The following is a 23,514-nucleotide window of genomic DNA, read 5'->3' on the forward strand; positions in this document are numbered from 1 at the left end:
GCTTCGGCCCTCACTCAAATTTTTTCAAAAAAAAACAAAATAAATCCACAAAAACAAAAACCGGGGCACTTGGCCCCGGCTTCCATCAACGAGACGCTTAAACGCGTTCGAAGACGGTGGAGATGCCTTGGCCGAGACCAATGCACATAGTGGCCACCCCGAAGGTGCCGCTATTCTGCTTCATCACGTTCAGCAGGGTGCCGGAAATACGCGCACCGGAGCAACCGAACGGGTGACCCAGGGCAATCGCGCCGCCGTGCAGGTTAACCTTCTCATTCATCTTGTCGAGTACTTTCAGATCTTTCAGCACTGGCAGAGCCTGTGCGGCGAAAGCTTCATTGAGCTCAAAGAAGTCGATATCGTTAATGACAAGACCTGCACGCTTCAGGGCTTTCTGTGTAGCCGGAACTGGACCATAGCCCATGATTGCCGGATCCACACCCGCCACTGCCATCGAGCGGATCACCGCCATCGGCTGGATACCTAGGTCCTGCGCACGCTGCGCCGACATCACGATCATGCACGAAGCACCATCGGTGATCTGCGACGAAGTACCGGCAGTCACGGTGCCGCCCTTTGGATTGAAGGCAGGCTTGAGGGCCGCCAGGCTTTCCAGGGTGGTTTCCGGACGAATGGTTTCGTCGTAGTCGAACAGTTTCAGGAAACCGTTCTCGTCATATCCCTGCATCGGGATGATTTCGTCTTTGAACTTGCCTTCCACGGTGGCCTTGTGGGCGAGTTGGTGGGAACGCACGCCGAAGGCGTCTTGCTGCTCACGAGTGATGCCGTGCATCTTGCCAAGCATTTCAGCGGTCAGGCCCATCATGCCCGAGGCTTTCGCAGCGTACAGAGACATGTGCGGGTTCGGATCGACACCGTGCATCATGCTCACATGACCCATATGCTCGACGCCACCAACCACGAACACGTCACCGTTACCGGCCATGATCGCTTGTGCAGCAGTGTGCAGAGCGCTCATCGACGAGCCACACAGACGGCTGACGGTCTGGCCGGCCGAGGTGTGCGGGATCTGGGTCATCAGCGACGCCATGCGCGCAATGTTCCAGCCCTGCTCCAGGGTCTGGTTTACACAGCCCCAGATCACGTCCTCGACTTCAGCAGGATCGACCTTGGCGTTGCGCTCCAGCAATTTGCTGATCAGGTGCGCCGACATGTCTTCAGCGCGGGTGTTGCGGTGCATGCCGCCCTTGGAGCGGCCCATCGGTGTACGACCGAAGTCGACAATCACGACGTCTCTAGGATTCAAGCTCATAAGTTCACTCTCACTCTAGTTGGGGGCGCTTAACCGAAGAAGCTCTGGCCGTTTTTGGCCATTTCGCGCAGCTTCGCGGTCGGGTGGTACAGCGCGCCCAAATCAGCGTACTGGTCAGCCAGGGCAACGAACTCGGCAACACCGATCGAATCGATGTAGCGCAGCGCACCGCCACGGAATGGAGGGAAACCGATACCGTAGACCAGACCCATGTCGGCTTCGGCGGCAGTTTCAACGATGCCGTCTTCCAGGCAACGCACGGTTTCCAGGCACAGCGCAATCATCATCCAGTTGATGATGTCTTCGTCAGTGACTTCGCGCTGCTCGTAAACGATCGGCTTGAGTACTTCCAGTACCGACGGATCGGCAACTTTCTTCTGCTTGCCTTTCTTGTCGGTCTCGTAGGCGTAGAAGCCCTTACCGTTTTTCTGGCCCAGACGCTTGGCTTCGTAAAGCACGTCGACAGCCGAACGACGGTCATCCTTCATGCGATCCGGGAAGCCTTCAGCCATCACGTCACGGCCGTGGTGACCAGTGTCGATGCCGACCACATCCATCAGGTAGGCAGGCCCCATCGGCCAGCCGAATTTTTCCATGATCTTGTCGATGCGGACGAAGTCCACACCAGCGCTGACCAGCTTGGCGAAACCGCCGAAGTACGGGAACAGCACGCGGTTGACCAGGAAGCCCGGGCAATCGTTGACGACGATCGGGTTCTTGCCCATTTTCTTGGCGTAGGCAACGGTGGTGGCAACAGCCAGCTCGCTGGACTTCTCGCCACGAATCACTTCTACCAGCGGCATCATGTGCACCGGGTTGAAGAAGTGCATGCCGACAAAATTTTCCGGGCGCTTGAGGGCTTTCGCCAGCAGGCTGATGGAAATGGTCGAGGTGTTGGACGCGAGGATGGTGCCCTCTTTGACCTTGTCTTCGACTTCCGCCAGCACGGCTTGCTTGACTTTCGGGTTCTCGACGACAGCTTCAACAACCAGGTCAACGTGACCAAAATCGCCGTAGGACAGCGTCGGACGAATGCCGTTGAGCACTTCAGCCATTTTCGCGGCGGTCATACGACCTTTGTCAACGCGGCCAACCAGCAGTTTGGCGGCTTCGGCCAGACCCTGCTCGATACCGTGTTCGTTGATATCCTTCATCAGGATCGGCGTGCCTTTGGACGCCGACTGATAGGCGATACCGCCCCCCATGATGCCAGCGCCGAGTACGGCGGCCTGCTTCACGTCTTTGGCGATTTCGTCGTAGGCCTTGGCCTTCTTCTTCAGTTCCTGATCGTTCAGGAACAGACCGATCAAGCTCTGCGCGGCAGAGGTCTTGGCCAGTTTGACAAAACCTGCGGCTTCGACTTCCAGCGCCTTGTCACGACCGAAGTTGGCGGCTTTCTGGATGGTCTTGATCGCTTCGACCGGCGCCGGGTAGTTCGGGCCAGCTTGACCGGCAACAAAACCTTTAGCGGTTTCGAAAGCCATCATTTGTTCAATGGCGTTCAGCTTGAGTTTTTCCAGCTTCGGCTGACGCTTGGCCTTGAAATCGAACTCGCCGCAGATGGCACGCTTGATCAGCTCAAGGGCAGCTTCCTGCAGCTTCTCTGGAGCAACCACGGCGTCGACCGCGCTGACTTTCAGGGCGTCTTCAGGGCGGTTTTCCTTGCCGGCGGCAATCCACTCGATAGCGTTGTCGACACCGATCAGGCGCGGCAGACGCACGGTACCGCCGAAGCCTGGGTAGATGCCCAGCTTGACTTCCGGCAGACCGATTTTGGCCTTGGTCGACATGACGCGATAGTCAGCTGCCAGGCACATTTCCAGACCGCCGCCCAGGGCGATGCCGTTGATGGCCGCTACGGTCGGAACGTTGAGGTCCTCGAAATCGCTGAAGATCTTGTTGGCTTCGAGATTGCCAGCAACCAGCTCGGCATCCGGCAGCTTGAAGTTTTCGACAAATTCAGTGATGTCGGCGCCGACGATGAACACGTCCTTGCCACTGCTGACGATCACACCCTTGATCGAAGCATCTGCCTTGATGGTGTCTACGGCCTGACGCAGCTCGTTCAGGGTAAGACGGTTGAACTTGTTGACGGACTCACCCTTGAGGTCGAATTTCAATTCGACGATGCCACTTTCAAGAGCGTTAACCGTGATGGCTTTACCTTCGTAAATCATCAACTGATCTCCACGATATGGAAGCTGAACAGTACACGTCGGACGCAGGCGAATGGCTTGGCAGGACGCTTTTTCGTCGATGCTAACGCCAATCCACCCGGCACACCCGCCAACGCGATAGTCGGGATTCTGTAGGAGCGATCTGTAAGACAAACGCTCAATTCATACGCCCGTTTGATTTGGGTACGCCACCTTCACGGAATTTCCGACAATTGTCAATCGCCCAAAATACGGGTTGAAAGGCGACTTTGCGGTCATTTCCGCTCCACGAAGACCGGCAACACGCATCTGCATGTGAAGCCATTCATAGAATCAATAGTTAGAAAAGTCGCCCTAATTCTCATCGAGCCTTGTTTAAGGGGCTACGCTGGCTGGACTACAGGGAGATTCGCTGACTCCGCAAATGTGAATCAGCGATAAAAACAGTTACCGGCCTGCCTGGCCCCCGCCCGATGAATCATGTCGGGCTTTTTGTTGCTCGTCTGCCGGACGATGCGCACCATTGCAGTACGAAATGTCCGCGGGTTACGCCAGCGCTTTCAGTGTGGCATCGATATCCTGCAAAACTGCGGCTTCACCCTTTTCGCCCCAGTACAAGGCGATCATCTGCTTGTCGGCCTCGACCTTGAACACGTTGCCTGGCAACTTTTCGAAATGATTGAGCAGCGCCCGGTCTTCGCAGACTTCCTGCCATTGATTGACCCATATCCCTGGCGACTTCTGCCAGTAAGTCCAGCACGCTGGCTGACTGCCACGCCGCGGCCGATGGTATTGAGCACACGGATTGGGAGGCTCCTGAGACAGCCAGTGCGGCCACTCCTGAGGCGCCAGTTGCATAGCCAGCCCGATACGCCGCGCCTCCATGCGCAGGGCCATTCGACCGCTCTGCACACGCGATGGGCGCAACCATGCCAGCGGGCTCAGAACCACCAACAGGATTGACACCACCAACCAGACCGTCATATCTCTACTCCCGACTTAAGGTGAGCGCATTGTGTCACTTTGTTGAAACCAGCCATACTTAACAGTATTGAACCGTCACGAGGAGCACCTCATGCCCTACTCCCATATCCTGGTCGCCGTCGATCTGACCGAAGAGTGCGATCCTGTGATCCACCGCGCCCGAGAGCTGTCGGTGAGCAATGACGCCAAGCTCTCGCTGGTGCATATCGTCGAGCCGATGGCCATGGCGTTCGGCGGCGACGTGCCGATGGATCTATCACAACTGCAACAGCAGCAGTTCGATCAAGCCAAGGAACGCCTTGAGCGCCTGAAACTCAAGTATTGCGAACTCAAAGGCGCCGACTGCCACTTGACCTACGGCCAGCCACGCCAGGAAATCCACCATTTTGCCAAGGAGCATGAGTGCGATCTGATCGTGGTGGGCAGTCATGGACGCCATGGCCTGGCGCTGTTGCTCGGCTCGACCGCCAACGATGTACTGCACGGCGCGCCTTGTGACGTGCTAGCGGTGCACCTGGTCAAACAGTGAAATGCATCACCCTGAGGGACGGGCTTGCTCGCGAAAACGTCGGCACATCCAATTTGATTTCGCGTGATATACCGATATCGTGAGCAAACCCGCTCCTACCATGGATTTCAACACTACGTAAAAAGCCCGGCGCTCATGACTGAACGCCGGGCTTTTTTACATCTGGATCAATCAGGCATCCAACTCGGCCCAACGCTCCACCAGTGCATCCAGCTCGGCCTGCAATTGCTCAAGCGAGGCAATCACCTTGGCAGTCTCTGCCGCAGGACGCTGATAGAAACCGGCTTCGGCCATTTCGGCCTCTACGGCAGCGATTTGTTGCTCCTTGGCGTCAATATCACCCGGCAACGCTTCCAGTTCGCGCTGCAACTTGTAGCTCAGCTTCTTTTTTGCAGCAGGGGCAGCAACGGCAGGCGCTGCGACGGGAGCCGGCTCAGCCGTCACCACCGCCGAGTTCAGGTCAGCCTTGCCCGACTTGCTCTCGGTTACACCCAGCAGACGCGGCGAGCCGCCCTGACGAATCCAGTCTTGATAACCACCGACGTATTCGCGCACCTTGCCTTCGCCTTCGAAGACCAGGGTGCTGGTGACGACGTTGTCGAGGAATGCCCGGTCGTGGCTGACCATCAGTACAGTGCCGTTGAAGGTCAGCAGCACCTCTTCGAGCAGCTCAAGGGTTTCCACGTCGAGGTCGTTGGTCGGTTCGTCGAGTACCAACAGGTTCGCTGGTTTGCTGAACAGCTTTGCCAACAGCAGGCGAGCACGCTCACCACCCGACAACGCCTTGACAGGCGTGCGAGCACGCTGCGGGCTGAACAGGAAGTCGCCGAGGTAGCTCAGCACATGACGGCTCTGGCCATCGATATCGATAAAGTCGCGACCTTCGGCGACGTTGTCGATCACGGTCTTTTCCAGATCCAGCTGATGGCGCAATTGATCGAAGTAAGCCACATCGATCCGCGTGCCCTCTTCAACTTTACCGCTGGTCGGTTGCAGGCCGTTGAGCATCAGCTTGAGCAAGGTCGTCTTGCCGGTACCGTTGGCGCCAAGCAAACCGATACGGTCGCCGCGCTGCAGCACCATCGAGAAGTCCTTGATCAGGAACGGGCCGTCCGGGTGATGAAAGCTGACATTTTCCAGCACCATCACTTGCTTGCCGGACTTGTCGGCGGTTTCCAGCTGGATATTGGCCTTGCCGGTACGCTCACGACGTTCGCTGCGCTCGACACGCAGGGCCTTCAGGGCGCGAACGCGACCTTCGTTACGGGTACGACGCGCCTTGATGCCCTGACGGATCCACACTTCTTCCTGAGCCAGACGCTTGTCGAACAGCGCGTTGGCGGTTTCTTCAGCAGCCAGCGCGGCCTCTTTGTGGACGAGGAAGCTGGCGTAGTCGCCGTTCCAGTCGATCAGGCCGCCGCGATCCAGTTCGAGGATGCGCGTGGCAAGGTTTTGCAGAAAGGAACGGTCGTGCGTGATGAACAGCACGGCGCCCTGAAAATCTTTCAGCGCTTCTTCGAGCCAGGCAATTGCACCGATGTCCAGGTGGTTGGTGGGTTCGTCGAGCAGCAGCAGATCGGGTTCGGACACCAGTGCCTGCGCGAGCAGCACGCGACGACGCCAGCCACCGGACAATTCGGCAAGGGTCTTGTCAGCCGGCAATTGCAGGCGGCTCAGTGTGCTGTCGACCAGGGTCTGCAAGCGCCAGCCGTCACGGGCTTCGAGGTCGTGCTGAACGTGCATCAGTTTGTCCAGATCGGCATCGGTGACGATGTTCTGGCTCAGGTGATGATACTCGGCGAGCAAGGCGCCAACACCGTCGAGGCCTTCAGCCACCACGTCAAACACCGTCCGCTCGTCAGCCACCGGCAATTCTTGCGGCAATTCGCCGATTTTCAGACCGGGGGCACGCCACACCGAGCCGTCATCGGGCTTCTGGTCGCCCTTGACCAGTTTCATCATGCTGGATTTACCAGTGCCGTTGCGGCCGATGATGCACACCCGCTCACCACGGGCGATCTGCCAGGACACCTTGTCCAACAACGGCATCGCGCCGAATGCAAGGGACACATCGCTGAATTTGAGCAGGGTCATGAGCTTCTCCAAAAACCGGGCGCGCATTCTACCTGAGTTAGGGCTTCAGCAGGCCGGCAATTTGTCTGTCGAAGCACTCTGCACAACATTTGTTGCGAACTTGTGCTGTAAGGCCCGCAAAGCTTTCGCCGCTTGCTGGCAAAAGGCTAAGCTACAGACAATTCAGTGCTGATCGAGGTCAGCACTTGTCATGATTTCTCTGCCCGGATGTCTCATGCGCAGTCGCCTTTTCAGTGTTTTTTCCTGTTTCCTACTTACCGCCGCTGCCGTTCAATCCGCCCAGGCGGTGGACCTGTCCACCCAACGCCAGTATTACGATGAAGCCAAACGCGCCCTGGCCAAGGGCGACACCGGTCCGTATTTGCGTTACAGCCAGGCCCTGGCTGATTATCCGCTGGAACCGTATCTGGCTTACGACGAGCTGACCGCACGCCTGAAAACCGCGAGCAACGCGGAAATCGAGAAATTCCTCGCCGAGCACGGCGACCTGCCCCAGGCCAACTGGATGAAGCTGCGCTGGTTGCGCTGGCTCGCCGACCGTGGCGATTGGACAACCTTCGTCAAGTATTACGACCCGAAACTCAATTTCACCGAACTGGACTGCCTCAATGCGCAGTACCAGATCAGCCATAACCAAAAAGCCGAGGGATACGCCAACGCGGACAAGCTCTGGCTCACGGGTAAATCGCAACCTGCTGCGTGTGATGCGCTGTTTGGCATCTGGGCCGCTGACGGTCAGTTGACCGAGCAAAAACGCTGGCAGCGCACCAAGCTTGCAGCTCAGGCCCGCAACTTTGCATTGGCCAACAGCCTGGTGAAAGGCCTGACCACCCTCGCCCCACGCGGTCGTTTGTTGGTGGATGTGGCGCAAAAACCCGAGTTACTTAATCAACCATCACGCTTTACCCCCGCCGACGAACCGATGTCCGACGTGGTCAGCCTCGGCCTGCGCCGCCTGGCCCGCCAAGCCCCTGACAAAGCCATGGCCTTGCTCGACGGCTACGCCAGCAGCATGCACTTCTCCCGCGATGAAAAAGTCGCGATCGCGCGGGAAATCGGCCTGACCCTGGCCCGGCGCTTCGACAGTCGAGCGCTGGACGTGATGACCAAATACGACCCGGAGCTACGTGACAACACGGTTTCCGAATGGCGCCTGCGCCTGCTGCTGCGTCTGGCGCGCTGGGACGACGCTTACCAATTGACCCGTCGCTTGCCGCAGGACCTGGCCACCACCAATCGCTGGCGCTACTGGCAAGCCCGCAGCCTGGAACTGGCACAGCCGCAGAACCCGCAAGTGCAGCAACTCTACAAGAGCCTGGCCCAGGAGCGCGACTTCTACGGCTTTCTTGCCGCTGACCGCTCACAGTCGCCGTATTCGCTGAACAACAAACCTTTAGTGCTCAGTCAGGCGCTGATCAACAAAGTACGCAACACCCCCGGCGTGCGGCGTGCGCTGGAATTCCACGCACGGGGACAGATCGTCGACGGCCGTCGCGAGTGGTATTACGTCAGCCGCCACTTCAACCGCGACGAAATGGTCGCCCAGGCGAAACTGGCCTATGACCTGAAATGGTACTTCCCGGCAATCCGCACCATCAGTCAGGCGAAATACTGGGACGATCTGGACATCCGCTTCCCGATGGCCCACCGCAATACCCTTGTGCGTGAATCCAAGGTTCGCGGGCTGCATTCGAGTTGGGTGTTCGCGATCACCCGCCAGGAAAGCGCCTTCATGGACGACGCCCGCTCAGGCGTTGGCGCCAGCGGTCTGATGCAACTGATGCCAGCCACCGCCAAGGAAACCGCGCGCAAGTTCAGCATTCCGCTGGCCTCGCCGAAGCAGGTGCTCGATCCGGACAAGAACATCCAGCTCGGCGCGGCTTACCTGAGTCAGGTGCACAGCCAGTTCAACGGCAACCGCGTCCTCGCTTCTGCCGCTTACAACGCCGGTCCCGGCCGTGTACGCCAGTGGTTGCGTGGTGCTGATCACCTGAGCTTCGATGTCTGGGTCGAAAGCATTCCGTTCGACGAAACCCGCCAATACGTGCAGAACGTGTTGTCTTATTCGGTGATCTACGGCCAGAAGCTCAACTCGCCCCAGCCGCTGGTGGATTGGCATGAACGGTATTTTGATGGTCAGTGATCACGCAGATCACACCCGGTAAAGAAAATGCCCTTATCGCGAGATAAGGGCATTTTTCATAGCGCTCGACCGTGTCGGTGCTTAGTCGCTCATCACCTGCACGCCATCGTTGAACTGCAACGCCGCCAGCCGTGCATATAGCGGATTACTGGCAATCAATTCCTGATGCGTCCCTACCGCGACCAATTTGCCCTGGTCCATCACGGCGATCCGGTCGGCGTTCTTCACCGTGGCCAAACGGTGGGCGATCACCAGTGTGGTGCGGTTGTGCATGAGATTGGGCAAGGCTTGCTGGATCAGGTGTTCACTTTGCGCGTCGAGTGCGCTGGTGGCTTCATCCAGCAGCAGGATTGGCGCATCCACCAACAACGCCCGGGCAATGGCCAGACGCTGGCGTTGACCACCGGAAAGTCCAAGACCGCCATCGCCCAGATGGGTTTGATAGCCATCAGGCATTTGTTCGATGAAGTCATGGGCGTGGGCAATTCGGGCCGCTTCCTTGACTTGTTCCAGCGTGGCCGATGGGCAGCCATAGCGGATATTTTCCTCCACGCTGCCGAAGAACAGCGCCGGCGTCTGGGAGACCAAAGCAAAACAGCGACGCAGATCCAGCGGATCGAGGCTGGTCAACGGCACCCCATCCAGCAGAATTAGGCCTTCGCGCGGATCGTAAAAGCGCAGCAGCAAGTCATACACCGTGGATTTACCGGCACCGGATGGCCCCACCAGCGCCAGAGTTTCGCCAGCTCTGACGGTAAGATTCAACCCATCGACGGCGTAGCTTTGCGGACGCGAGGGGTAGGAAAACCTTACATCCTGCAGTTCCAGTTCGCCTTTTACTCGCGCCGGCAAGGTCACCAAACCCGTCGCTGGCGGTTGAATGATGTTTTCCGAGCGTAGTAATTCGGCAATCCGTTCAGCGGCACCGGCGGCGCGTTGCAGTTCACCAATCACTTCGCTCAATGTGCCAAAAGCGCTGCCGACAATCAGGCTGTAGAAGACGAACGCCGCCAGTTCACCGGCAGATATCCGCCCGGCAATCACATCCATGCCGCCGACCCACAACATCACCGCTACAGCGCCGAGCACCAGCACGATGACCAGAGTAATCAGCCACGCTCGCTGGAAGATTCGCTTGCGGGCCGTTTCGAAAGCCTGCTCAACCGTCGTCGCAAAGCGCTGTTCATCCTGCGCCTGATGGTTGTAAGCCTGAACGGTTTTGATCTGCCCGAGGGTTTCGGACACGTAGCTACCGATATCGGCAATCCGGTCCTGGCTCTGCCGCGACAGATTGCGCACGCGCCGCCCGAAAATCAGGATCGGCGCAATCACCAGCGGCAAGGCGATCACCACGATGCTGGTGAGTTTGGGGTTGGTGATGAACAGCAGTACAACCCCGCCGATGACCATCAGCAAGTTGCGCAGGAACAGCGACAACGACGAACCGATCACCGACTGCAGCAGAGTCGTGTCAGCCGTCAGGCGTGACTGGATTTCCGAGCTGCGATTGTCCTCGTAAAACCCCGGATGCAGGTAAACCAAATGGTTGAACACCTGCCGGCGGATGTCTGCCACCACTCGCTCACCGATCCACGACACCAGATAGAACCGGGCAAAGGTGCCGACCGCCAGGCCCAACACCAACAGCATGAATATGCCTATGGATTGGTTGAGCAAGTGCGGTGATTGGGTCATGAACCCCTGATCGACCAGCAGTTTGATCCCCTGCCCCAACGACAAGGTAATACCGGCCGTCACGATCAACGCCAGCAGCGCGCCGAAGGCCGGCCAGCGATAAGGGGCGAGAAAACGACTGGTCAGACGCAAGGCGCGCCGGTGTCGAGAGGAAAGCATCGGGATCATTGAGGTTCACATCTGTGCTGTTGAATAGGGCCAGCCTACATACTCAAATGGGGTGGAACTCTGTAAATCACAATGAGTCAGGTTAAATATGCCCGTGACGACTAGGGCCTAGAGACTATTGGTCTAAAGTCACGGTTGAGACGAACGGTCATTTCTGGTTGAGTGGAGATGCCGCCCCCGATAAAGCTCAGGGGATTGTCACAGCCCGGTCACGTGGCGGTTCTAACCTAGGCACACAACCTGATGAGGAGACAGGCCATGTCCTTGCAACACAGCAGCAATGACAAGATTGAAGTGATCCGCACCAAGCCCGGCCAGACTCTGGGTTGTTCGATCATTGATAAGGACGGGCGTGAAGTACCGATCACTGAAGACATGATCCAGGACGCTTGCCGCGAGCTGGAGAAGCGATTGATCAAGCCTGCCGAACAAAAGTGATATAGCCACTGTCTTCCTGACCCGGCCCCTCTGGCCGGGTTTTTTATGCGTGGCTGTCAGACCGCAGCTTGCTCGCGAACGGGCCGGTTCGGTGCCCTAGACCGCAACCGCTCCAAGTGCCGCCACGATCTGCCGCAATACAGGCGAATCTCCCTCAATCCGCACCTTCAACCCTTCAATCTCGCGCCGAACCGGATATTGCTTGCGCAGCACATCAAATGCCGCACGCTGTTCAGCGAGATTGCCTACAAGGCTGCGGCGAAAATCCGCATCGTCGCGGCGTGGGTCGTACACGCCACGGCACAACATCGCCAACGCCCAGGCAGGATCGCTGTCGGCCTGCAAGGTGACTTGCGACAACCACGGGGCAGGCAGCAAGTCACTGAGCTGGATGCTCGCAGGCTGCCCGATAAAGTCGCAGTACGCCTGATAGATCTGCGCCGTCCCGCGCTGTTTGCCATCGAGGCTGTACCCGGCAATGTGCGGCGTGGCCAGTACGCAGAGTTCGGCCAGTGCCACATCGACCTCCGGTTCTGCCTCCCAGACATCGAGCACTGCTTGCAGGTCTTCACGCGTCAGCAGCACTTTGCGCAGCGCGGCGTTATCCACCACCGGGCCACGGGCAGCATTGATGAGCCAGGCACCGGGCTTGAGTTGCTGCAAACGCTGTTGATCGAGCAGATGCCAGGTCGCCCCTTCACCGCTGCGGGTCAATGGCGTGTGCAGGCTGATCACATCGCATTGCTCGATGATCTGCTCCAGGCTGACGTAATCGCCCCCCTCGGCGGACTGACGCGGCGGATCGCAGACCTTCACGTTCCAGCCCAGACCTTTAAGGACCGTGATCAGTCGACCACCGACTTCGCCCGCACCCACCACACCGAAGGTTCGCTGAGCCAGATCGACGCCTTCGATTTCGGCCAGCGTCATCAGGCTGCCAAGCACGTAATCGACCACGCCCCGGGCATTACAGCCGGGCGCACTCGACCAGGTGATACCGGCTTGGGCGAAGTATTCAAGATCCAGATGATCAGTGCCTATGGTGCAGGTGCCAACAAAGCGCACCTTACTGCCCTCGAGCAAGGCACGGTTGACGCTGGTCACAGAACGCACCAGCAATACATCGGCCTGTTCAACCGTCGCACGGTCGATGGAACGGCCTGGAACTCGGCGGATTTCACCGAAACCGGCAAAAAAAGCATCGAGCAACGGAATATTTTCGTCGGCAACAATCAGCATGGCGGGCTCCTTTGGCGGATCGGCAGTTTAGGTGCAGACAGGCGGTTGGGCCAGCAGGCTTTGCGCTTACAAATCCGTAACAGAGGATTTTTCCTGACCAAGGCGTCAGCGGCGTAGAATGCGGCGCCCTGCGCATCAATATCTGTGGACGCTTTGCCTGTGAATTCCGTAACTGACCAACCTGTCGCCGTCGCCCTCACCCGTCCCGCCAGGGTTCGCCTGGAGATGAAAAACCTGCTCGCCCTGGCGTTGCCGATCATCATCGCGCAACTGGCAACCACGGCCATGGGTTTCGTCGACACGGTAATGGCCGGTCGCGTCGGCCCGGGGGATCTGGCGGCGGTGGCCTTGGGCAACTCGATCTGGGTACCGGTCTTCCTGCTGATGACCGGCACCCTGCTGGCGACCACGCCGAAAGTCGCCCAGCGCTTCGGCGCCGGCACTCACAGCGAGATCGGCCCGGTAGTGCGACAGGCATTGTGGCTGGCGTTGGCAGTAGGGTTAATTGCGACCGTAATGCTGCTCGGCGCCGAGCCGATCCTACATCTGATGAACGTCGATCCCGAGCTGATTGGCCCTTGCATGCAGTATTTGCACGGCATCGCCAGCGGGCTGCCGGCGGTGGCGTTTTATCATGTACTGCGCTGCTTCAGTGATGGCCTGGGCCGCACGCGGCCGGCGATGGTGTTGGGCTTGTGCGGCCTGGCGCTCAATATCCCGCTGAACTACATCTTCATCTACGGCCACTTCGGCGTGCCGGCCATGGGCGGCGTCGGCTGCGGTTGGGCCACGGCGATCGTGATGTGGGTGATGGCGCTGGGGCTGGCCGGTTACGAGCGCTGGGCGCCAGCCTATCGTTCAAGCGAACTGTTCAGCCGTTTCGATTGGCCACAGTGGGCGGTCATCAAACGTCTGCTGGCGATCGGCCTGCCGATCGGTATCGCCGTGTTTGCCGAGTCGAGCATTTTCGCGGTCATCGCGCTACTGATCGGCAGCCTCGGCGCTACCGTGGTGGCCGGGCACCAGATTGCACTCAACGTCAGCTCGCTGGTGTTCATGATTCCTTACTCGCTGGGCATGGCGGTTACCGTGCGCGTAGGCCAGGCTCTGGGCCGGGAAGAACCGCGTGAAGCGCGTTTTGCGGCGGGCGTCGGCATGGGGACCGCATTGGCCTACGCCTGCTTGTCGGCGAGCATGATGTTGCTGTTGCGCGAGCCGATTGCGGCGATCTACACCGCTGACCCGACGGTGATTCACATCGCCGCGATGCTGATTGTGTATTCGGCGCTGTTTCAGTTTTCCGACGCGATCCAGGTCACCGCCGCCGGCGCGTTGCGTGGTTATCAGGACACACGCGTAACGATGATCCTGACCCTGTTCGCCTATTGGGGCATCGGCCTGCCGGTGGGTTACGCCCTCGGCCTGACAGATTGGCTCGGCGCGCCTCGTGGCCCGAGCGGTTTGTGGCAAGGTTTGATCGTCGGCCTGAGTTGCGCGGCGTTCATGTTGTCGATTCGTCTGACCCGCAGTGCGCGCAAGCGTATCCGAATCAGCCGTTCGCTGGGCTAAGTCCACTTAAACCAAAAAAATGTGGGAGCGGGCTTGCTCGCGAAAGCGGTATCTCAGTCGCCCTTGTAGGTGACTGAAAAACTGCATTCGCGAGCAAGCCCGCTCCCACATTGGGTTTGGCCTGAGGCTCAGGCGTGCTTCTTGCGAATCCAGTACAGGTAAGTACCGGCCTCTTCATGCTGGCTAACCAGTTCATGGTCGAGAAACACGCAGAACTTGGGGATATCGCGCTTGGTCGACGGATCGGTGGCGATCACCTTGAGCAGGCCGCCGGGTGCCAGATCACGGATGTGCTGATGCAGCATCATCACCGGCTCCGGGCAATTGAGGCCCGTGGCATCGAGGGTACCGTCGACCGGCATGTCGATCATTTCACTCATGATTCACTCCTGAAACTGGCCTGCATTGTCGCGCATTGCCGGGTATATCGTCTAACCCTGTGGTGCTTCAGCGGGATTTGGGTTTTCTAACGTCATGCCGACGCAAGTGGCACGTGACCTCTTCGCGATCGTGATACAGCTGCTTGCAGCCGATATCAACCTTGATGCCGCGCGCCTTGAAACCATCGGCAATGCGCTCAAGCAGACGCTTCACTTCGGCATAACGCTGTTTCATCGGCAGCTTCAGGTTCACGACCGCCTCACGGCAATGCCCCTCGCCGATCCACTCTTCGAGCATCGCCGCGTTACGCGCCGGTTTCTCGACGATGTCGCAGACCATCCAGTCCACCGGTTGCTTGGGCTTGAAGGTAAAACCGTCAGCCATCAAATGCTGCACCAAACCCGTGTCCATCAGACTTTCGGCCATCGGACCGTTGTCGATGGCGGTCACCAGCATGCCGCGATTGACCAGTTGCCAGGTCCAGCCACCCGGCGCGGCGCCGAGATCGACGCCGGTCATGTCGCTGTGTAGACGATCTTCCCACTGATCACGCGGGATGAAGTGGTGCCAGGCCTCTTCCAGCTTCAGTGTCGAACGGCTTGGCGCCTCACGCGGAAACTTCAAACGAGGGATACCCATCGGCCACATCGCCGAGTTACCCGCGTCCGCCATACCGAGAAAAACTTCGCGGCCGCTCTTGAAGGTCAGCAACAGACGCGGCTTGCTGGCGTCTTCCACCAGTTTGCCGGCGCCGGTCAACGCTTTACGCAGCGGGCCTTCGAACTTCTTGCAGAAATTCGACAGTTCCTTGCCGTCGTTGGTGTCGACGACTTCCAGCCAAAGGCTGCCGCACACCGGGAAATCGGCCATGTGCGCGAGGATCACGCTGATACGGTCGGTTTCAGGCAGATCGATGAAAACGCCACGCGCCCATTGGCGCGGGAAGATCAGCTCGGCAAAACGCTGACCACGCATCAGGCGCTCGGCGCCGTCTTCTTCGGTGCAGACAAACTCGGCGCAGGCGGTGGCCGTTTTGGCTTTGGCGTAACCGGCCACGTTGAGTTGGGCGGCGAGGTCGGAAATCTCCGAGCAGACTTCGCCTTCGAAACCTGGCCGGCAATGCATGAATAGGGTGTTCATTCTTACTCCTGGGCAGAGGGCGGACATTCGGCCCCTGCGCGATGCTCAAGCCTTGCGTTGCGGCAAAGCCTGTCACGAAAACCGGCGCATGATAGCCGATGTCGGAACCTTGGACTTCGTCATAGAGTCCAGTTATTAGCCAGCTAATGAAAACAGGGCTAGTTTTAAAGCTCTATTCGTCCCCCGATCCGTAGCCGTGCGGATTCAAAGGAGTGATCGTAATGCCGTCCCTCGATAGTCTGAAGACGCTTAAAACACTGCAAATCGACGATAAGACCTACCACTATTTCAGCCTGCCGGATGCTGCCAAAAGCCTTGGCAACATCGACAAGCTACCGATGTCGCTGAAAGTGCTGCTGGAAAACCTGCTGCGCTGGGAAGATGAAAAAACCGTCACCGGCGCCGACCTCAGAGCGATTGCCGCCTGGCTCAAGGAGCGCCGCTCCGACCGCGAGATCCAGTACCGCCCGGCCCGGGTATTGATGCAGGATTTTACCGGTGTACCGGCCGTGGTCGATCTCGCCGCGATGCGCGCCGCCATGGCCAAGGCCGGTGGTGATCCGCAGCGGATCAATCCGCTGTCGCCGGTGGACCTGGTGATCGACCATTCGGTAATGGTCGACAAATTCGCCACCGCCAGCGCTTTCGAGCAGAACGTCGACATCGAAATGCAGCGCAACGGTGAGCGTTACGCCTTCCTGCGTTGGGGCCAGAGCGCTTTCGACAACTTCAGCGTGGTGCCGCCGGGCACCGGGATCTGTCACCAGGTCAACCTCGAATACCTCGGCCGCACGGTGTGGACCAAAGATGAAGACGGTCGTACCTATGCCTTCCCTGATACGCTGGTGGGCACCGACTCCCACACCACCATGATCAATGGCCTTGGCGTGCTGGGCTGGGGTGTCGGCGGGATCGAAGCCGAAGCGGCGATGCTTGGGCAACCGGTGTCAATGCTGATTCCGGAAGTGGTCGGTTTCAAACTCACTGGCAAACTCAAGGAAGGCATCACCGCGACCGACCTGGTGCTGACCGTCACGCAAATGCTGCGCAAGAAAGGTGTGGTGGGCAAATTCGTCGAGTTCTATGGCGACGGCCTCGCCGACCTGCCGCTGGCTGACCGCGCGACCATCGCCAACATGGCTCCGGAATATGGCGCAACATGCGGTTTCTTCCCGGTCGATGACGTGACCCTGGAATACCTGCGCCTGTCCGGACGCCCCCCGCACGTGGTGAAACTGGTCGAGGCTTACACCAAGACTCAGGGGTTGTGGCGTCTACCCGGTCAGGAGCCGGAGTTCACCGACAGCCTGGCGCTGGACATGGGTGGCGTCGAAGCGAGCCTCGCCGGGCCAAAACGACCGCAGGATCGCGTTTCATTACCCAACGTTGCGCAAGCCTTCAGCGACTTCCTCGACCTGCAATTCAAACCCACCAGTAAAGAAGAAGGACGTCTTGAAAGCGAAGGTGGCGGCGGCGTGGCCGTGGGCAATGCCGATCTCATCGGCGAAACGGAGTACGAATACGAGGGGCGCACCTATCGACTGAAAAACGGCGCCGTGGTTATCGCCGCCATCACCTCGTGTACCAACACCTCAAACCCGAGTGTGATGATGGCCGCCGGGCTCTTGGCCAAAAAAGCCGTGGAGAAGGGGCTGACCCGTAAACCGTGGGTGAAGAGTTCGCTGGCGCCGGGCTCGAAAGTGGTTACCGATTACTACAAGGCGGCGGGACTGACGCAATACCTCGACCAGCTTGGCTTTTCGCTGGTGGGTTACGGTTGCACCACCTGCATCGGCAACTCCGGCCCGCTGCCAGAGCCGATCGAGAAAGCCATTCAGAAAGCAGACCTTGCTGTCGCTTCGGTGCTGTCCGGCAACCGCAACTTCGAAGGTCGGGTGCATCCATTGGTGAAAACCAACTGGCTGGCCTCACCACCGCTGGTGGTGGCTTACGCGCTGGCCGGCACTGTTCGTACCGATATCAGCAGCGAACCGTTGGGCAATGATCCACAAGGCAATCCGGTGTATCTGCGCGATATCTGGCCGAGTAGCCAGGAAATCGCCGACGCGGTGAATCAGGTCAACACCGCGATGTTCCACAAGGAATACGCCGAAGTGTTTGCCGGCGACGAACAGTGGCAAGCCATCGAGGTGCCACAAGCGGCAACTTATGTGTGGCAGGACGATTCGACCTACATCCAGCATCCGCCGTTTTTCGACGAGATTTCTGGCCCACTGCCAGAGATCAAGGATGTAAAAGGCGCGCGGGTGTTGGCTTTGCTCGGCGATTCGGTGACCACCGACCACATCTCCCCTGCCGGCAACATCAAGACCGACAGCCCGGCCGGGCGTTACCTGCGCGAAAAAGGCGTGGAACCGCGAGACTTCAACTCCTACGGCTCGCGGCGCGGCAACCATGAAGTGATGATGCGCGGCACCTTTGCCAACATCCGCATCCGCAACGAGATGCTCGGCGGTGAAGAAGGCGGCAACACGATCTACATGCCCACGGGTGAGAAACTGGCGATCTACGACGCGGCCATGAAATATCAGGCTTCGGGAACACCCTTGGTGGTGATTGCCGGACAGGAATACGGTACCGGCTCCAGCCGTGACTGGGCGGCTAAAGGCACCAACCTGTTGGGCGTCAAAGCGGTGATTGCCGAAAGTTTCGAGCGCATCCACCGCTCCAATCTGGTGGGCATGGGCGTATTGCCGCTGCAGTTCAAGCTCGATCAAAACCGCAAGAGCCTGCACCTGACCGGCAAGGAAACCTTCGAGATTAAGGGCCTGAGTGGCATTGAGCTGACGCCGCGGATGAATCTGCCGCTGGTGATCACCCGTGAAGACGGGCAGCAGGAGAGAATCGACGTGCTGTGCCGCATCGATACCTTGAATGAAGTGGAGTACTTCAAGGCGGGCGGGATCCTGCATTACGTGCTGCGGCAGCTTATCGCCTCTTGATCCACACCGTACCTGCTGGGGGGAGCTTGCTCTCTCCCCACAGTGGGTCATACCGGCACTTTTTTACGGACGAAAAAAAACCCGCCGAAGCGGGTTTTTCCCAAGACCATTATCGACTCCCTGTCGGCAGCGATCCTTGCAATGGTCGATCATCCGTGATCCTGAAGTACTCCCTGTGCTTCAGTTGATGTGTGTAGATTACGCGTGGGATCCAATCGGCAATAGTCGACATAGCTACCATCGCGTGTAGGACATTCGCTATACGACCCCTTCCGAAAACCCTTAGACGTGTCAGGCGCGGGGCTTCAAATCCGCAATGTGTTCGACTTTCAGCGGCCCATAGGCGTATTCCGGCAGAAACCATACAGCAGCCAACACCCCCAACCTCATCCACCTGCCCCCTGACGAGCCCTGGCACTGTCGATAAGAAAGTGTTCAAGGCGGCTCAACTGTTCTTCCCAGCCACGGCTGTCCATGTAATAAGCCTCCTTCTGACGAATATCCGGAATGTGCGCAAAACCTGACTCTGACACCTTCAGCAAGGTGCCTTCCTCGTAATCTTGCAGCTCAAACTTGACCAGCGTGGTGGGCTCTTGGGAATAGTCGATCTTTGGATTGACCGCATACGGATGCCAGCGGAATGAAAATAGTTGCTGCGGCTCGACTCGCTCGACCAGCACATTCCATAAAACGTGCTCAAAACCCGGATACGTGACTTGCCCTTGCGTCCATTCGCCGGCAATAAAACGCCTGCCTTCCAGTGCCACCCCAAACCACTGGCCAAACGCCTCGGCATCGACCAATGCACGCCAGACATGAGAACGTGGCGCCCTGAGCGTGATTTTGCGTTCGAAACTATTGGGTACTGGTTTCATACGTCACCTCCTGTTCTGAACAGTAGGCTTGTATGACCACATGTCCAACCTGAAGTTGTATCAAAGCAGTGCAGCGGTTCATCTGCAATGACACATCCGGCAGCGTTTCAAGCGCCTCTGAACGGTTGAAACTGATACCTTTTCCCGGGAATTGAACGAAGCAAGGAAGAGTCATGCAGCCATCCCTCACCGAACGTTATCGCGGCGCCCTGCTGGGCCTGGCTTGCGGCGACGCGGTCGGCACCACGGTTGAGTTCAAACCGCGCGGTTCATTCCAACCATTGACTGACATGCTCGGTGGTGGTCCTTTCCACTTGAAACCGGGGCAATGGACGGATGACACATCGATGGCTCTGTGCCTGGCGGAAAGTCTGCTGAGTAAAAACGGTTTCGATGCCACAGACCAGATGGGCCGCTATCTCAACTGGTGGAAATGGGGTTACCTCAGTTCGACCGGCGAATGTTTTGATATTGGCATGACCGTCAGTCAGGCGCTCTCGCATTATCAGCAAACAGGTGAACCCTTTGCTGGATCAACCGACCCGCACACCGCTGGTAATGGCTCCCTGATGCGGCTGGCACCGGTGGTGCTGTTTTACTTTCCTGACGTTGAACTGGTGCGAAAGTTTGCCGCCGACAGCTCGCGAACAACCCATGCAGCGCCTGAAGCTATCGAATGCTGCTTACTATTTGCCGAACTGATCGGCAAAACCCTGCTCGGAACAGCGAAAAACATCTTGCTCGAGCACGCCCTCACGACCTTCACACAACCCAAAGTCGTTGCGCTGGCCCGAGGTGAATACCTCGACAAACCGGCAAACGAAATACGCGGTAGCGGCTACAGCGTCGAGTCATTGGAAGCAGCATTGTGGTGCTTTCATCACACCGACAGTTTTTCAGAGGCGATCCTGCAAGCCGCGAATCTGGGCGATGATGCCGACACCACCGCCGCGATCGTTGGCCAGTTGGCCGGTGCCTTCTACGGCGTCGGGGCCATTCCTGCCAAATGGTTGGAACTGCTGCATGAAGGCGAGGAGATTACAGCGACCGCAGACCGCTTGCTTGAAGCCTCCAGACAACGAGCACCTGAATAGGAACCACGCAGTCGCTACACTACTCTGCACTTTCATCCGATATAACGAGAACTCCCATGTCCCCACGCCTGCTCCTGGCCCTGATGCCATTTCTGTTCACCCCCCTCGCCCACGCCGCCGTCGACTGTGCCAACGCCAGCGATCAGGCAACGATGAATCAATGCGCCGGCCAGGACTTCAAAGCGGCGGACAAAGAACTGAACACCGTATATCAGCAGATCACCGGGCGCTTGAAGGACAATCCGGATAGCAAGAAGCTGTTGGTCAATGCGCAAAGGGCGTGGATCGGGTTTCGCGATGCCGAGTGCGCGTTTTCGTCATCCGGGGTGGCGGGCGGCAGCGTTTACCCGCTGATTTACAGTAGCTGCATGACGGCCGTGACCAAAGTCCGGGTTGAGGCGCTGAAGCAATATTTGAAGTGTGAAGAAGGTGACATGGGTTGCCCGGTCCCCGGGGCCTGATGCGTGTAGTGAGGATTTTTTGCGCAATAACTGTGCCGCCGCGCGGAAACGGTATTGCTCGACAGCTTCCAGCACATGCTCAGCCTGCGAGAGCCTGTGCTGTCTAGCTGCTGCCGGTTAAACGTGCGGATTGCCCGGTGCTTTGGTCGGCGCGGCGTATTGCGGCTTAAGATGACCATCCTGATCAAGTAGCCAGGCGTCCATGATCTGCCGTACCACGGGACCGGCGACACGACCACCGGCTTCGCCGTTTTCGATCATCACCGAAACCGCAATCTTAGGATCTTCAGCCGGCGCAAAACCGACGAACAAGGCATTGTCGCGGTGGCGTTCGAGGGTCTTCTCACGGTTATAGCGCTCACCTTGCTTGATCGCCACCACCTGTGCCGTGCCGCTCTTGCCGGCGATTCGATATTGCGCACCTGCTGCCGCCGCGCGAGCAATGCCGCGGGGAGCGTGCATCACCATCTGCATGCCGTGGTTGACCTGCTCCCAGTCGCGCGGGTCCTTGAGCACGATATTCGGCATCGGATGCTCATCGACCGGTGCCACACCATCGACAGTCTTGGCCAAGTGCGGTCGGTTCCACACGCCTTTGTTTGCGATCAACGCGGTCGCCTGCGCCAGTTGCAAAGGTGTGACCTGCATGTAGCCTTGACCAATACCGAGGATGACCGTTTCGCCCGGGTACCAGGCCTGCCGCCGTGTCGCGCGCTTCCAGGCTTGAGATGGCATCAGACCGGGGGATTCTTCGAACATATCCAGCGAGACTTTCTCACCCAGGCCGAACATCGCCATGTAGTCGTGCAGGCGATCAATGCCGAGCTTGTGCGCCAGATCATAGAAGTAGGTGTCGTTGGAGCGCATGATCGCTGCGTCCATGTCGACCCAACCGTCACCGCTGTGGTTCCAGTTTCGGTACTTGTGATCGTAGTCCGGGAGTTGGTAGTAGCCCGGATCGAACACGCGGGTCTGCGGCGTGACAACGCCCGCATCGAGACCGGCGATCGCGACTTCCGGCTTGATCGTCGAGCCCGGCGCGTACAAGCCTCGAAGTACACGGTTGAATAGCGGCCGATCAATGGAGTCACGGAGCGCCGAATACTCCTTGGAGCTGATGCCAGTAACGAACAGGTTAGGGTCAAAACTCGGGTTGCTGACCATGGCTAACACCTCGCCACTGCTCGGATCAAGCGCCACGACGGAACCGCGGCGATCCCCCAAAGCAGCTTCGGCAGCTTCCTGCAATTTGACGTCGAGGCTCAGGACTATGTTTTTGCCCGGCACGGGATCTGTATGTTTGAGTACCCGTAGCACTCGGCCTTGAGCGTTGGTTTCCACTTCCTCATAACCGACGTGACCGTGCAGTTGCGCTTCATAGAAGCGTTCGATACCGGTTTTGCCGATGGATTGGGTGCCGCGGTATTCCACCGAGTCGAGGGTCTTGGATTCTTTTTCATTGATGCGGCCGACATAACCAATTGAGTGAGCGAAGTGCATGCCGAATGGGTAATGTCGAACGAACTGTGGCTCTACATCCAGGCCAGGCAAACGGAACTCATTGACCGCCAACACAGCGATTTGTTCTTCCGTCAGCTCATAGAACAGCGTTACCGGGGTGAACGGGTGGTGGGACTGCTTCAGCGCCTTGTCGAATACCGTCCGATCTTCCGCAGGTAGGTGTAAGAGATTGATAACCTCGTCCAACTCCTGATTGACGTTGGTGGCACGTTCGCGAGTGATGCTCAGGTTGTAACTGGGACGGTTATCTGCCAATAGCACGCCATTGCGGTCGTAGATCAGTCCGCGTGTGGGCGGGATCGGCAAAACATGGACGCGGTTGTTTTCTGAAATGGTTGAGTGGTAGTCGAACTCGACTACTTGCAGGATGTAAAGGCGCACCACCAGCGCACAGCTAATGACGAAGACGAAAAAGGCGCAGGCGATCAACCTTTTGTTGACCAGCCGCGTCTCTTTCTCGTGATCCTTGATCGGGATTGGTTCAGGCATTTCCACAGCAACTCTTTGACATAAATGAGTGCCGCTCCCTAGGCATGGCATCAGTCCGTGAAAAAAAGAGCTGCACCATACCAAAAACTGCCCGGTCACTTCATAACGTTTTTCCCCCAACAGAAGCTCTTGTAACAGCTAGGGGATCAACGGGCCTGAAAACTTTCCTGCGGGCAAAACAAAACCCCAACTGCTTTCGCAATTGGGGTTTCGGAATTTAATCTTGACGATGACCTACTCTCACATGGGGAAACCCCACACTACCATCGGCGATGCATCGTTTCACTGCTGAGTTCGGGATG

17 protein-coding genes and 1 rRNA gene are annotated in these 23,514 nt (G+C 58.2%); 7 read left to right on the plus strand and 11 right to left on the minus strand.

Going from position 1 to position 23,514, the window contains the following annotated elements; genetic code table 11:
• Positions 1 to 97 precede the first annotated feature (97 nt).
• The 3 genes from fadA to AACY02_RS19640 form a co-directional block, all read right to left on the minus strand.
• Positions 98 to 1,273, minus strand: coding sequence for an acetyl-CoA C-acyltransferase FadA (fadA, locus tag AACY02_RS19630; RefSeq protein WP_339433391.1), 1,176 nt, complete (start codon positions 1,271 to 1,273; stop codon positions 98 to 100).
• 29 nt (positions 1,274 to 1,302) lie between these two features.
• On the minus strand, positions 1,303 to 3,450 hold the full coding sequence (gene fadB, locus AACY02_RS19635; RefSeq protein ID WP_339433392.1) for a fatty acid oxidation complex subunit alpha FadB: 2,148 nt from the start codon (positions 3,448 to 3,450) through the stop codon (positions 1,303 to 1,305).
• 525 nt (positions 3,451 to 3,975) lie between these two features.
• Positions 3,976 to 4,413, minus strand: a complete 438-nt coding sequence (locus tag AACY02_RS19640; RefSeq protein WP_339433393.1) for a hypothetical protein — start codon at positions 4,411 to 4,413, stop codon at positions 3,976 to 3,978.
• 91 nt (positions 4,414 to 4,504) lie between these two features.
• On the opposite strand from AACY02_RS19640, the gene AACY02_RS19645 reads away from it, so the two are divergent.
• Positions 4,505 to 4,942: a universal stress protein gene (locus tag AACY02_RS19645; RefSeq protein WP_339433394.1), complete on the plus strand. Its 438-nt coding sequence runs from the start codon at positions 4,505 to 4,507 to the stop codon at positions 4,940 to 4,942.
• A gap of 171 nt (positions 4,943 to 5,113) precedes the next feature.
• On the opposite strand, the gene AACY02_RS19650 is transcribed toward AACY02_RS19645, so the two are convergent.
• Positions 5,114 to 7,036, minus strand: coding sequence for an ATP-binding cassette domain-containing protein (locus AACY02_RS19650; protein WP_339433395.1), 1,923 nt, complete (start codon positions 7,034 to 7,036; stop codon positions 5,114 to 5,116).
• 214 nt (positions 7,037 to 7,250) lie between these two features.
• On the opposite strand from AACY02_RS19650, the gene AACY02_RS19655 reads away from it, so the two are divergent.
• Positions 7,251 to 9,179 (plus strand): transglycosylase SLT domain-containing protein, encoded by a 1,929-nt coding sequence (locus AACY02_RS19655; protein WP_339433396.1) that lies wholly within the window; start codon positions 7,251 to 7,253, stop codon positions 9,177 to 9,179.
• An 81-nt stretch (positions 9,180 to 9,260) separates the two neighbouring features.
• Here AACY02_RS19655 and AACY02_RS19660 read toward each other — a convergent pair whose 3' ends face one another.
• Positions 9,261 to 11,042, minus strand: a complete 1,782-nt coding sequence (locus tag AACY02_RS19660; protein WP_339433397.1) for an ABC transporter transmembrane domain-containing protein — start codon at positions 11,040 to 11,042, stop codon at positions 9,261 to 9,263.
• Positions 11,043 to 11,300: 258 nt separating this feature from the next.
• Between AACY02_RS19660 and AACY02_RS19665 the strand changes: the two genes are divergently transcribed.
• A complete protein-coding gene (locus AACY02_RS19665; RefSeq protein ID WP_339433398.1) occupies positions 11,301 to 11,480 on the plus strand; it encodes a PA1571 family protein in 180 nt (59 codons plus the stop codon).
• A 96-nt stretch (positions 11,481 to 11,576) separates the two neighbouring features.
• Here AACY02_RS19665 and pdxB read toward each other — a convergent pair whose 3' ends face one another.
• Complete coding sequence (pdxB, locus tag AACY02_RS19670; RefSeq protein ID WP_339433399.1) at positions 11,577 to 12,719, minus strand: 4-phosphoerythronate dehydrogenase PdxB; 1,143 nt, start codon at positions 12,717 to 12,719, stop codon at positions 11,577 to 11,579.
• Positions 12,720 to 12,878: 159 nt separating this feature from the next.
• Here pdxB and AACY02_RS19675 point away from each other — a divergent pair, with 159 nt between their 5' ends.
• Positions 12,879 to 14,288: an MATE family efflux transporter gene (locus AACY02_RS19675; protein ID WP_339433400.1), complete on the plus strand. Its 1,410-nt coding sequence runs from the start codon at positions 12,879 to 12,881 to the stop codon at positions 14,286 to 14,288.
• A 128-nt stretch (positions 14,289 to 14,416) separates the two neighbouring features.
• Here AACY02_RS19675 and tusA read toward each other — a convergent pair whose 3' ends face one another.
• Both tusA and rlmM read right to left on the minus strand, forming a co-directional pair.
• Complete coding sequence (tusA, locus tag AACY02_RS19680) at positions 14,417 to 14,668, minus strand: sulfurtransferase TusA (RefSeq protein ID WP_339433401.1); 252 nt, start codon at positions 14,666 to 14,668, stop codon at positions 14,417 to 14,419.
• A gap of 67 nt (positions 14,669 to 14,735) precedes the next feature.
• Positions 14,736 to 15,809: a 23S rRNA (cytidine(2498)-2'-O)-methyltransferase RlmM gene (gene rlmM, locus AACY02_RS19685; RefSeq protein ID WP_339433402.1), complete on the minus strand. Its 1,074-nt coding sequence runs from the start codon at positions 15,807 to 15,809 to the stop codon at positions 14,736 to 14,738.
• A 221-nt stretch (positions 15,810 to 16,030) separates the two neighbouring features.
• Between rlmM and acnA the strand changes: the two genes are divergently transcribed.
• Positions 16,031 to 18,772, plus strand: coding sequence for an aconitate hydratase AcnA (gene acnA, locus AACY02_RS19690; protein WP_339433403.1), 2,742 nt, complete (start codon positions 16,031 to 16,033; stop codon positions 18,770 to 18,772).
• Between the two features lie 386 nt (positions 18,773 to 19,158).
• Here the strand turns inward: acnA and AACY02_RS19695 are convergent, their stop codons facing one another.
• Positions 19,159 to 19,647 carry an SRPBCC family protein gene (locus AACY02_RS19695; RefSeq protein ID WP_221733243.1) on the minus strand — a complete coding sequence of 163 codons (489 nt, stop codon included), beginning with the start codon at positions 19,645 to 19,647 and terminating at the stop codon, positions 19,159 to 19,161.
• Between the two features lie 173 nt (positions 19,648 to 19,820).
• Here AACY02_RS19695 and AACY02_RS19700 point away from each other — a divergent pair, with 173 nt between their 5' ends.
• The gene (locus AACY02_RS19700) at positions 19,821 to 20,741 is read left to right on the plus strand and encodes an ADP-ribosylglycohydrolase family protein (RefSeq protein WP_339433404.1); all 921 of its coding nucleotides are present in this window, start codon (positions 19,821 to 19,823) and stop codon (positions 20,739 to 20,741) included.
• A gap of 56 nt (positions 20,742 to 20,797) precedes the next feature.
• Entirely contained in the window at positions 20,798 to 21,202 is a 405-nt protein-coding gene (locus tag AACY02_RS19705; protein WP_339433405.1) for a lysozyme inhibitor LprI family protein, read from the plus strand.
• 117 nt (positions 21,203 to 21,319) lie between these two features.
• On the opposite strand, the gene mrdA is transcribed toward AACY02_RS19705, so the two are convergent.
• Together mrdA and rrf are read right to left on the minus strand one after the other, a co-directional pair.
• Positions 21,320 to 23,212 (minus strand): penicillin-binding protein 2, encoded by a 1,893-nt coding sequence (gene mrdA, locus AACY02_RS19710; protein WP_339433406.1) that lies wholly within the window; start codon positions 23,210 to 23,212, stop codon positions 21,320 to 21,322.
• Between the two features lie 221 nt (positions 23,213 to 23,433).
• Positions 23,434 to 23,514: ribosomal RNA gene (rrf, locus tag AACY02_RS26080) — 5S ribosomal RNA — on the minus strand; the annotation flags it as partial.

This window comes from Pseudomonas sp. EA_65y_Pfl2_P78, assembly GCF_963970495.1.
Classification (GTDB): Bacteria; Pseudomonadota; Gammaproteobacteria; order Pseudomonadales; family Pseudomonadaceae; genus Aquipseudomonas; species Aquipseudomonas baetica_A.